We start from the raw sequence: 10,854 nt of genomic DNA, 5'->3' as shown, positions 1-10,854 counted from the left end.
ACCAGATCGCTGCGGCCCTGAAGCAGGAGGAACTGGGCATGCCGTTGGCCGATGTGATCAAGCAAGCAGGAATCACGAAGCGCACCTTCCTTAACTGGAAGCGGCAATACGGAGGCCTGCCTGACTATCCGCAAGACTTGAAATGCCTGCTGGAAGTGAACGCCAAGCTAAAACAAATTGTGGCCGAGCTGACGCTGGAAAACGCGCGCTTGCAAGATGTGCTGGAAGACAAGCGAAGTAAACACGAGCATTACAGCTCTTCCAGTTGAATGCCGCTTGGCACGAATAAATAGCCTGGGATACGCACTATCTCGCCACTTCAATGCTGTGGCGAATGTAAATATCAACACGGCGAAGTAAATAATAATGGATAACTACCATTGTCCGTTGCTGCCTTCGCACGGAATTCGGCAACCATCGACCGGCGCTCCACAAACTGCTTTGACTTACACGCGGCGTCGCCAGCGGAATCCACAGCAACCTCTAGGATCGAGCCAGCCAGGACATCGTTCTGGAACGCCTCATTTTTTCGGCACACCTTGTCGTATGCTTCCTGTAACTGGCTGACGCGCTGGGTCAAGCTCTCCAGGTGCGAACATAATGGCGCCACCTCTCCCGCATTCTTCAGCAGGACCGTCACCATCGCCGCGACCTTTTACTCCACAGTCCCCCGTACCGACCGCAGCATCGCTATTTTTCGCATTTCCAAGATGTCACTTATATTGGCGAAAAAGGAGAAACGAGTTTGGCATGCGCATATCTACAAATCCTAGTGATGGAGTAACGGCCACTCCTTTTGCCTTGATCATATCAAAGGCATCTTGTCCGCCGCGGCTGTCAATTGGTCTGTCTCCCATTTTTCCCCGCCACGCCGTTACTGAGAAAAACCCATCTTTTGTTAAAAACTGAAATTGAATTTTCTTTCCTTCCGCATTTAACCGAACACCGTCCTGTTCTGATACGGAAATTTCCTGAATCTCCGAAAACAAGTATGAAAACGGGCGGTTGTAGCTGTCCTCTTTTTCATTGTATGTCACAAGAATCAGCCGATCATCAGTAACAACAAGCACGCATGTCTGAAATGCATTTCTCGGAGCAGTCGCCAACCATTTTTCTGTTTTGGAATAAACGCACCTTCTATCCAGTTTCATTGAGCCTTCAGGGATACCAATATTTTCAACAATTTTGGCCTTGTCAGTTTCCGGGTTATATGGGTTCGTCAACAAATCAGCATGAGCAACACCGATACTCAGAAAAAATATCAGAAAACCCAAAACAGCATTCGATGAAGTTTGATTCTTATAATTTTTAATCATGTATCAAGTCCCCTATTAGCTCCGAATTTCAGTACCTTAAGCTAAGGTACTAATGGTACGGATCGAAGCATGTGATATTCAATGCCAAACCAAGCACCCCTACCAAAAAAAGTAGAGGACAACCCGTAATAACAAAAACAACGTCCTGAGGAAACGGACAACGCGGCGCTAGGCTCGCCCCCTAATTTCGCCTCGCACAACTATGCGAAATCATTTCGTAATAACTCATTTGTTGGCTTCCATTTTCTGCAAGACCTAATTTAAGCGCCGCGTATATGTCCGCAGCCTGTGGCAGACATTGATTGATCGCTTGGAAAAATCAGCAAAGCGCCGCGTCCCACCTCAACCTCGACAGAGCCTATTTAAACGACTGCCCGCTACGGACCAGGCGAGTGACACTCACATACCCTTTGCCAACACCGACGTTATTGGCCATGCTGCCAAAGCATTGACCAACATTAACGTTGTTCTGATCATCTCGCATAGAACTCGACAAATAGTACGTGTTGGGCAACACATCAGGAAAAACAGGCACAGAATTATCTGTCGTTTTCGTATTAGTACAGGCCACTTCGAGAAAGCTAATTATTTCTCCAACGTCTGGTAGCCGCCATCCACCGCGATCCTTCTCGACCTCAGCCAAAGCTTGGTTCGTGCTCAAGCGTTTCGTCACCCCCCGACACCATTGGGCCTCGTTGTCCCATGTTTGGCCGTAGTTACACCGCTGCCATGTCAAATCGGTCTTCTTGTCATAAACCTCATTCCCGTGAACAACGAAGCGTTGATGCAACATTTTCTCAAATTCAATGCGTTTGACTTCCGCGGCCGCTTTCGCAGCCTCAGACTGGGCGGCAGTAGGAGGAGGAAATGTGGCGGTAATCCAAGGTGTACCAGGTGGAATTGGTGCTTGAGCCAAAGCTAGTGATACGCATGTGCCAAGCGCCAATGCTGCCAGAATGTTTTTTATATTGATCACTATTCCCCCACTGTCATATCTCATCTTCATTATTTTTTGAACGAACTTCAATATGCCGAAATTCTTTGACGTGAAAGTTCTGCTTCTGGCCGTTATGCCACGTGCTGGGAGAGTACTGGGGGTTATGCGCACAAAATATCACGTCAGGTTCGCTTGACCCAGCAATCCAGCCAATACTGAAGACCAGCCTCGAACGCCCGCTTTTGAATTGCAGCCTTTCAAGTTGGATGACTTTATCAGAAATATTTGAGTTTTCTCGAATACCGCAATTCTGGTCTAATCATCTTCCCAATATTTAACAATACGTGACATTTGTTGTGTAGCACTTCGACCACACGCAGTGTATTTCATCATGCGATAACTGGTATATCAGCACGCCCCGGAAAATAATGGATAGCTGCCATCGTCCGTTTCCGCTTTCGCGCGGAAATTGGCAATCATCGACCGGCGCTCGACAAATTGCTTTGCCTTGCACGCGGCGTCACCGGCGGAATCCACCGCACTCTCCAGGATCGAGCCGGCCAGGACATCGTTCTGGAATGCCTCATTTTTTCGGCACACCTTGTCGTATGCTTCCTGTAACTGGCTGACACGCTGGGTCAAGCTCTCCAGGTGCGAACACAATGGCGCCACTTCCCCGGCGTTCTTGAGCAATACAGTGACCATTGCCGCAACGTTCTGCTCTACAGTTCCCTGCACTGACCGCAGCACTGCTACTTGCTCAGCCGTGCGCGGATCCCGCTCAGGCTCATTCGACAGCCCAAGGAGATAATCAGCGCTCACCCCATAGGCGATGGCCGCACGCACAATGAACTCCCTGGACACGCTGGCCTGGCCGGCTTCGATCTTGGATAGCTGCGACGAATTGCTATAACCTAAAGTCTTCGCCGCCTCGCGCTGATCGAGGTGGTTGAGCTTTCTGGCCAGGATGAGCCGGCGGCAGATCTCCTCCCCTTTATCGCTGGCCTGAGCGCCCACGCCAGCACGCCTGTCCGCCGATGCCGAAAACGCTGCAATGTCATTAACGTATCCCATAGTGCCCTCCGCCTTCATTTAGCTTTTTCAAGTTGTTCATACACCCAGCTCCAGGCACTGAGCGCTCACTACGGCGACTGCAGCGCTAAATACGTTGATAGGAATGTGACTGAGCATTTCATCCAACCCGCCGGCTGCATAACGAAGCGATGCCGCCTCATCTGCTGACACGCCAACCTTCCCAACCCTATCGAAGCGGTCACAGATTGCCAGCATAGTGTCGTTAGCTCTTGCTAGCGACTCGCCGCGGGCTCCAGTATTTCCCATGGCGAGCAGCATCTTCGAGAGCTGGTTGTAAGCATCGGGACTGGGTTCGGCAATCAGCAGTTCAATGGCCAGCCGCAGCTCCAGCGCCAGGTCGTTGCGGGTGCATCGCATCATTGGAACGAATGCGCCCCTCGGCCTGTATGCCTTGCGGGGGCGCTTGGTGCCGGCCATTACGAACTCCCTTCCACAGGCGCAGCAATAACAGTGGCAGACGCACGCGCGGCGTAATGCTTACTGGCGACTATTTTCACTACCTGCGAGTCATCACCCCAAACGATGTTGTTGCAGGCGTCCTTGATGCCCTTGACCACGTTGTCCAGATCAGGCTTACCCGTTGGCCGCAAGTCGCCGGAAATCGCCCTGGCACGCTTCACCTTGGAATAGCTGGCAGGGATCTGCATGTACAAAATAACGAACAGTTCAACAGGCCCAGCCAGCGGACTGGCGCCACACATCGCCGCCTTCGCCGCCCAGCTCACCTGCTGCTCGTAAGTCGCCGTCTTGGCCGGGGTGTATGCCTTGACACCCTTCCCTACGCGAGCAAAGCGCGGGCGGCCTTTCGCCACCGGCTGGCCGTCCACGACGAAATTGATCACAGCCGCTGGAGGGCTCGATGCCCCCAATTTCACTTCCGTGCGCTCAAGGCAAGTCATCCAACATTCCTTTCGATTTAATCAACGCTTTCAAATTCAATCCCTCCGGCTTCTTGCCCCTCACCTCCTCGGCGCGGTCAGACCTGGTTATCCTGCTGCGCGGCGGCGATGGCGCTTGCCCGCCGTTGTCGATAGCAGCCTGTACCCGCCCCTTGAACGCCGCCATCGACTCGCCGGCAATAGGCATCAGGCCGAGCTCCGCTCCTTTGGCGATGGTGGACGCGTCCGTTGCCCACCATGCGCCCTGCCCGCCGGCCTTGCTAGCGACCAAGGGCTTCTCGTTGCGGCACCAATTGCGCCACGTGGCCTGCCAATCGGTTTTGCACCCGCGCTGTCCTGGCTGCGAAATCCAGTGATCTCGGAATTTGTCAGCCACCAAGCGAACATGCTCAGGCGTCCAGGTCGAATGCGTCTCCAGCGCCCAGTCTCCCCACGACTTCGTAAGCGTCCAGTCTTCGAGCAAGCGGGAACCGCGTGCCCTCTGACGTTTACTTGATGGTTCTATTGATGGTTCCTTGATGGTTCTGGGTGCGAGATCTGCGGGGGTGGGGTGCGAAATCTGCGGGGGTACTGGTGCAGATTCTGCGGGGGTGGGTGCAGATATCGCGGGGTGCCGAATCTGCGGGGGTGCGAATTCTGCGGGGGTGCTAAAACTGCGGGGGTCTATTTTATAGACGGTGCTGCGCCCATTACGCAGGCCGCGCCTCACAATGCCGGCCGCTTCCATATCGGTGATGTGCTGCTGCACCGTGCGCTCGCCCATGCTGCACTTCTGCGCAATCGCGCCAACCGACGGATAGCACTCCCCCTGGTCGTTCGCGTTGTCGCACAGCGCAAGCAGCACCATTTTTCGACCTGACGGCAAATCAGTCTTCCATGCAAGAGACATTAAATTAATACTCATTAGTCATCCATCAACAAGCCTAGACGCCGCAACTGCGCGCGCGTCAAGGCCACCGCTTCTTTAAATAGGGAGATCATTGAGTCGTAGGAGAAGCCCTCCGGACGCCGCGCACGACCATCTAGGACGTCGTGACAGCGGCAGCAGCCATACGCTCCCTTCTCGTCTGGCGCCTTGATGCCGTAGCCCTTGCCGTCCTCCAGCAAATTGGAATGGCAAAGAACAGTCGTGTCGATGCGGTAGTTACAAACGCCGGGAAAGCGCAATGTGCATTCCTGGTCGCGCGCGGAGGCACGAATCTTGGTCAAAGGCTTATGCCGGGTCTTGATGCGCTTCGGCTGCTTTGATCGCTGAAAGGATGAGGAGGACAGAACGCCGGTCAGACCATGGGACATAGCCGTTCGGCGCATTGGCTTCGCCGAACGCTTCATGAGGCTTCTCTTCATGTACGCAACCTACACGTCCTGCACAAATTGTCCCCGCGCGCGAACTGCCCGACGCTCTTTCTCTTGCGGCATGCCCCTCTACAGACTCGCTGGGCATGATTGAAAACAACCATCTTCGCCGTACGTTCGGCGTAACGATCAGCCGCATGCCGTGGATCACCTACAGAAACAGGAATCATGCGGCGACCATTTCACGTAGCTCCTTCTGGCGCGCGTGATACGCAACATGCCAGCGCTCCGCCGCTTCAGAATGGAACGGATATCGACACACGCTTGCCGGCCTGCCCTGCTCCGCCGCTTCATGCGCGTGCTGGATGATGCCGGCGATGGATACAATCGGTTCGCTCACGCCTCCACCTTCTCATCGCCACTACGGCAGTAGATGCGAAATGTCAGCGCGAGCAGTTCCTGAGTATGGCGGTTAATCTCGTCGCCTATCGCAGCCAGGTCAGCTCGCTCACGCTTATCAATCTCGCCATCTTCCGTCGCCTCGTTGAAACGGCGCGACAGCAAACCTATGTGGGCATACAGCTTGTTGAACTTGCTCAACAGCGCTTCGTTGTCGATTTCATGTGGCGCCGGCAGCATGACAAACACGCCGCCACTTTCAGTTGCTATGCATTGTGCAAAAAGCGCAGTGTCAGAAAAAACTTGCATCTGCATTGCCTTGTCGACGCTCATTGTTTGCCCCTGGCGTTCATAGGTTCGATTCTCCAATGCGTTACGAGTGATGCCCATGGCAGCAGCCATCGCGTCCCAACCGCCGGGGAATGCTTTGATCATTTTTAAATAAGCTTGCCTTCTACTCACAACGTTTTCCTTTTTTCGGTGGTGTTTGTTTTGCACAATTGCAGCTATTCTTCGATTATGAAAAATCGCGTGCTATGTATTAATAAAAGAAAATATTCTTTGCCCAGCAAACTACTTGTCGTTTGGGACCTGCCGTTCGCCAAATATGTCTGGTCGCAAATCGAAGCGAGTTACAAGCCCATTCACTGCAGCTTCAATTGGCCGGCAATGTTCGGATGGCACTCGCCGATCCTCGTTTTTCCATTGACTGACAGCCCCCTTGGTAATACCGAGAATGATGGCAAGGGCTTGCATCGAACCCATATATGCAATGGCTTTATCAAGTGCTTCACTAGGAGTCATTTTGTATTTCCAATTTCGAGGTAAAATTAGTCTAGTTTTTCTATACGATAAAGTCAAGTTTTTCTACCCCACTTAGGTATAGATGTTCTATACGATATGCACATGGAACTCAAAGACACAATCGCGCACTGGGTGCGCGACGCGAGAAAATCGGCAAAATTGTCAGGCGAAGAATTAGGCGCGAAGTTGGCGCTTGAGCTTAAAACTGAGAGAGGCCACTCAAAGGGCAATATTTCCCACTGGGAACTCGGAAAACATCAGCCGAGCATTCAACAGTTGCTTGCTATTAGCAAAATAACTACAATCCCGTTGCCAGAAGTGCTTTTAAGCAAACTTCCCTTATCAACGAGAGAGACGGGATATCACCAGTCCAATGTTCGTGCCGTTGAGGCAGGAAAGGAATATTCTGATCTATCCAGCATACGAAAGGTTAAATTGAAATTGTCGGCGGGAATTACTGGTTTTAATGTGGAATTAGTTGAAGAGGATGGAAACCCAATATTTTTCCGCAATGACTGGCTGGAATCTCGCGGCTACAAAGTCCAAAATTTGATAGCCACCCCCGTAACGGGCGATAGCATGGAGCCCGGCATGCACGATAAAGATACAGTCGTATTAAACGCTGCTGACCGAGAGCCCAGGGATGGCGAGGTTTTCGCCATCAATTATGAGGGCGAGGCGATTATTAAACGACTAGTTCGCGATGCTGGGGAATGGTGGTTATCCTCCGATAATCCAGATCAGCGACGCTACCCGCGCAAACTATGCAGTGGCGATGCCTGCATTATCCTTGGTCGCATCGTGCATAAGCAGAGTGAGCGAATATAAGAATCACGCTGATTGCGCCAAAGAAAAAACACCGTAACACCAACTCTACCAGCCCGTCATGCGCGGGCTTTTTTACGCCCGTCTTGAGTTTGTAAATGCCCTAAGAGCTGGCATTTAACAAAATTTCCCGTACGTCGTTGCCGCGCTTATACGTGCTTGGCCTCTTCTTTCTAATCCCATATTTGACTATTCAAAGCCATCTCTGGCTCATCCGCGTACCCGAATAGTTTATGCAAACAAATTTCGTATAGAAAATATGTACTTAAAAGTATATTTTTACTTTACTTCGTAGTTTAGCTAATCTATACTTTTCGTCAGCTCAACACTCGAACAAGGGAGATTGCGATGGGTGACATAGCAGACATGATGCTGGATGGAACGCTTTGCCAAGGCTGCGGCGTGTTTCTTAACGAAGATGCGCCTGGTTATCCATGCAGCTGTCGCGGTTGCAGAATCGACGAAAAGAAGGCTAAAGCAGCAGCCTATCAACCGCCAAAGCCGAAAGCCAAATGCGCTGTATGTGGACGCAGGGTCAAGCCGACAGGATTGCCAGATCACATGCGCGATACGCATAAGGAGCCGGCATGAGCTTCCAGATCACGATCAAAACACAGGAGGGTGGCACGGAAACCTACTCCGGCATCGGTGATCGCGATGCACTGATGGACGCGGCCTACGACGCCGGCGCGCTTGGTGTAACCGTGATGGTGCAGCAATGACGCGAGCCACATTGACCACCTGGTCACTTGCAGGCTGCTTTTTTCTGCTTGTTTTGTCGGCCTATGCAATCAGTAACGACGCCGATAACTATGCTGCGCCCACACTGAAAGACTTATGCGAGGCGCAAGGCTGGCCGGACGACGAAAACAGCAGATTGGCGTTTCGCCGCGCGTGCCAAACCGAACTGAAGCGCAGCCAGTAACAGCGCCTGTTCACTTCACGACGCCCTAGCGTCACCAAATCAATAAATCGAGGGTAATTACATGGAAGTCCAAGACATCATGACGATTGAAAGCGGCACGATTGCGTTGCTGAACAAGTCGGAAATCGAACAGCAGGTCACGACCGCACACAAATTTCCGCGCTCCATCAAGAAATTTCGCGACGAAGCCATGCAGATGGTGACGCTGACGGAAAAGGTGGCCGGCGAGTGCATCTATTCCCTGCCCCGCGCCGGAAAAACCATCGAAGGCCCGAGTGCCCGCTTTGCTGAGGTGATCGCGTCAGCATGGGGCAATAGCCGCGCCGGCGCCCGCGTCGTTAGTGACCAGGGCGAGTTTGTCACGACGCAGGGTGTTTTCCACGACCTAGAGAAGAACGTTGCGATCACCTACGAGGTGCAACGGCGCATTACCGACAGCCGCGGGAAGCGCTACAACGCTGACATGATCGGCGTCACGGCGAACGCGGCCTGCTCTATCGCGCTCCGGAACGCCATCTTGAAGGGTGTACCGAAGGCATTCTGGGCAGATATGTACGACGCGGCGCGCGCCACGGTCATGGGTGACTTCAAGACATTGGCGAATCGGCGCGCGGATGCCATCAAAGCCTTCCAGTCCTACGGTGTGACGCAAGAACAGATCTGCTCAACCTTAGGCGTGTCAGGTACAGATGATATCGGCCTTGAAAAGCTCGTGACCTTGCGCGGCATTCTGACAGCTATTAAAGAAGGTGACACGACGCCGGAACAAGCTTTCGCGAATGCGGATCTTCCAGTAGCGCCTCCGAAGATGCCCCAATCCAAGTCAGCAAAAACGGCAGAACCGGCCAAAGTGCCAGAAAGCGTTGTGCCGCCAAAAGCCGACGAGCTGCCACTGCAGGAACCGAAGAACGAATCGCCGCTTTCCGAAGCGCAGTTCGACTACCTCAAGATGAAGCTGGAAACGGCGGCCCTGAGCTCGACTGACATTCAGAGACAGTTTGGCTTTGCCATGGCTGATATCACGAACGCCAATTTCAATGACGTTCTGGCCTGGATCAAGAATCCGGCGGCCTGATGCTTACTTTCGACGAACCCAGCCACGTATATCGCTGGCACGGCGAAGTGGTGCCGAGCGTGACGCAAATTCTCAGCCCATTGGTCAATTACGCGATGGTACCCCCCGAAGCATTGGAGCGTGCCCGACTGCTGGGCCAGGCAGTTCACCGCATGACCGAGTTGCACGACCTGGACGATCTTGATGAGAAAAGTCTGGCGCCGGAAATGCTGCCGTATCTAGTGGGCTGGAAGAAGTTTCGCGCCGATACCGGCTTTGTTCCGGACACCATCGAGAAGCGCATGTATCACCCGCTTCACGGCTATTGCGGCACGTCCGACCGCACAGGTTCAGTCCGTGGCCGGCGTGCTGTCCTCGACATCAAAAAGATGATGACGTTGGGGCCAGTGATAGGTCCCCAGCTCGCCGCCTACCAGGCAACGCACAACTTGGAAGGTGCGGCGATAGTCGACCGCTACGCATTGGGATTGCGTCAGGACGGGACGTACCGGCTGGTCCCTTATACCGACCCGACAGATTTTGCAGTATTCATATCACTTTTAACTTTACGGAAATGGAAAGAAAAACATGGAATTAGTTGAGGAAATTCGCCCCGCCACCCTACCCGTCCTGCCTCAGAAGGCCGCATTGGAAAAAGTCGCCGATAGCGTGAATGCCGTCGCGAATTCAATCACGATCAACTCGCCGGCCATGTATGAGATTGCCGTCGAGGAGCTGACTGACTTGCAGCGCAAGGTTGATGACCTGACGGAGCAGCGCTTCAAGATCACCCGTCCGATGGATGCCTCGAAGAAGGAAGTCATGGATCTGTTCCGTGGTCCAATCGAGCGCTGCGAAGCCGGCATCGCGTTTCTCAAGAAACTCATGCTTGACTATGTGACCGCCGAAAAGAAAAGAGCTGCTGAAGCCCAGCGCATCGCCGATGAGCAGGCCCGCCAAGAGCGTTTTCGCCTAGAGAGTGAAGCCCGCGATCAGCAAGCGGCCGCAGACCAGAAAGTTCGTGAAGCCCAGGCCGCAGCGGAGAAAGCGGCAGCGGCTACCAAGACCGCCGAGGAAGCAACCGCAGCCGGCGACACCGAAGCAGCAAACAAAGCCAGCGCTGAGGCGCATGCCGCCAGCCAGGTGCAAGCAGCTGCACAGGCAGACGCCGAGGTGGCCCACGCACGCGTTACGCTGAACCAGACCATCGCCAGCGTCATGACCGCTCCGGTCGTCGCCAGCGCGGCGCCAAAGATTGCCGGCGTGTCGACTTCAGAGCGCTGGACCGCCGAAGTCACCGACCT

The 10,854-nt window shown here is 53.5% G+C and carries 18 protein-coding genes; 7 read left to right on the top strand and 11 right to left on the bottom strand.

The genetic code is table 11. The features are described from left to right. Positions 1–269 (top strand): transposase (locus tag AC07V8_RS25530; protein WP_494681150.1); only part of this gene is annotated, 269 nt, incomplete at its 5' end. A gap of 74 nt (positions 270–343) precedes the next feature. Here the strand turns inward: AC07V8_RS25530 and AC07V8_RS25525 are convergent. The 11 genes from AC07V8_RS25525 to AC07V8_RS25475 all read right to left on the bottom strand — a co-directional run bounded on the left by AC07V8_RS25525 (position 344) and on the right by AC07V8_RS25475 (position 6,746). After that, positions 344–643 (bottom strand): hypothetical protein, encoded by a 300-nt coding sequence (locus tag AC07V8_RS25525; protein ID WP_494681149.1) that lies wholly within the window; start codon positions 641–643, stop codon positions 344–346. Positions 644–713: 70 nt separating this feature from the next. Beyond that, positions 714–1,316 carry a hypothetical protein gene (locus AC07V8_RS25520; RefSeq protein ID WP_494681148.1) on the bottom strand — a complete coding sequence of 201 codons (603 nt, stop codon included), beginning with the start codon at positions 1,314–1,316 and terminating at the stop codon, positions 714–716. Positions 1,317–1,674: 358 nt separating this feature from the next. Further along, entirely contained in the window at positions 1,675–2,343 is a 669-nt protein-coding gene (locus AC07V8_RS25515; RefSeq protein WP_494681147.1) for an Lcl domain-containing protein, read from the bottom strand. A gap of 318 nt (positions 2,344–2,661) precedes the next feature. Continuing rightward, positions 2,662–3,327 (bottom strand): helix-turn-helix domain-containing protein, encoded by a 666-nt coding sequence (locus AC07V8_RS25510; RefSeq protein ID WP_494681146.1) that lies wholly within the window; start codon positions 3,325–3,327, stop codon positions 2,662–2,664. 36 nt (positions 3,328–3,363) lie between these two features. After that, entirely contained in the window at positions 3,364–3,765 is a 402-nt protein-coding gene (locus AC07V8_RS25505) for a hypothetical protein (protein WP_494681145.1), read from the bottom strand. Beyond that, the gene (locus AC07V8_RS25500) at positions 3,765–4,247 is read right to left on the bottom strand and encodes a RusA family crossover junction endodeoxyribonuclease (protein ID WP_494681144.1); all 483 of its coding nucleotides are present in this window, start codon (positions 4,245–4,247) and stop codon (positions 3,765–3,767) included. The genes AC07V8_RS25505 and AC07V8_RS25500 overlap by 1 nt, the downstream gene beginning before the upstream one ends. Further along, complete coding sequence (locus AC07V8_RS25495; RefSeq protein ID WP_494681143.1) at positions 4,234–5,151, bottom strand: helix-turn-helix domain-containing protein; 918 nt, start codon at positions 5,149–5,151, stop codon at positions 4,234–4,236. Before AC07V8_RS25495 ends, AC07V8_RS25500 begins: the two co-directional genes overlap by 14 nt. Beyond that, positions 5,151–5,579 (bottom strand): nuclease domain-containing protein, encoded by a 429-nt coding sequence (locus AC07V8_RS25490; RefSeq protein WP_494681142.1) that lies wholly within the window; start codon positions 5,577–5,579, stop codon positions 5,151–5,153. The genes AC07V8_RS25495 and AC07V8_RS25490 overlap by 1 nt, the downstream gene beginning before the upstream one ends. A 190-nt stretch (positions 5,580–5,769) precedes the next feature. Next, complete coding sequence (locus AC07V8_RS25485; RefSeq protein WP_494681141.1) at positions 5,770–5,943, bottom strand: hypothetical protein; 174 nt, start codon at positions 5,941–5,943, stop codon at positions 5,770–5,772. Continuing rightward, the gene (locus AC07V8_RS25480) at positions 5,940–6,404 is read right to left on the bottom strand and encodes a YmfL family putative regulatory protein (protein WP_494681140.1); all 465 of its coding nucleotides are present in this window, start codon (positions 6,402–6,404) and stop codon (positions 5,940–5,942) included. The genes AC07V8_RS25485 and AC07V8_RS25480 overlap by 4 nt, the downstream gene beginning before the upstream one ends. Before the next feature lie 111 nt (positions 6,405–6,515). Continuing rightward, positions 6,516–6,746: a transcriptional regulator gene (locus AC07V8_RS25475; RefSeq protein WP_494681139.1), complete on the bottom strand. Its 231-nt coding sequence runs from the start codon at positions 6,744–6,746 to the stop codon at positions 6,516–6,518. 102 nt (positions 6,747–6,848) lie between these two features. Between AC07V8_RS25475 and AC07V8_RS25470 the strand changes: the two genes are divergently transcribed. From AC07V8_RS25470 to AC07V8_RS25445, 6 genes are all read left to right on the top strand, one after another. Further along, a complete protein-coding gene (locus AC07V8_RS25470; protein ID WP_494681138.1) occupies positions 6,849–7,574 on the top strand; it encodes an XRE family transcriptional regulator in 726 nt (241 codons plus the stop codon). A gap of 584 nt (positions 7,575–8,158) precedes the next feature. Next, the gene (locus AC07V8_RS25465; RefSeq protein WP_494681137.1) at positions 8,159–8,293 is read left to right on the top strand and encodes a hypothetical protein; all 135 of its coding nucleotides are present in this window, start codon (positions 8,159–8,161) and stop codon (positions 8,291–8,293) included. After that, positions 8,290–8,496 (top strand): hypothetical protein, encoded by a 207-nt coding sequence (locus tag AC07V8_RS25460; RefSeq protein WP_494681136.1) that lies wholly within the window; start codon positions 8,290–8,292, stop codon positions 8,494–8,496. Before AC07V8_RS25465 ends, AC07V8_RS25460 begins: the two co-directional genes overlap by 4 nt. Positions 8,497–8,557: 61 nt before the next feature. After that, on the top strand, positions 8,558–9,571 hold the full coding sequence (locus AC07V8_RS25455; protein ID WP_494681135.1) for a hypothetical protein: 1,014 nt from the start codon (positions 8,558–8,560) through the stop codon (positions 9,569–9,571). Next, the gene (locus tag AC07V8_RS25450; RefSeq protein ID WP_494681134.1) at positions 9,571–10,152 is read left to right on the top strand and encodes a hypothetical protein; all 582 of its coding nucleotides are present in this window, start codon (positions 9,571–9,573) and stop codon (positions 10,150–10,152) included. Before AC07V8_RS25455 ends, AC07V8_RS25450 begins: the two co-directional genes overlap by 1 nt. Beyond that, the coding region (locus AC07V8_RS25445) for a hypothetical protein (RefSeq protein ID WP_494681133.1) at positions 10,139–10,854 on the top strand (716 nt) is incomplete at its 3' end. The genes AC07V8_RS25450 and AC07V8_RS25445, both read left to right, overlap by 14 nt.

The organism is Collimonas sp. GW821-FHT02H07 (genome assembly GCF_059421505.1).
The sequence above is the reverse complement of the archived record's forward strand: the minus strand, read 5'-3'. Positions and strand labels throughout refer to the sequence as shown.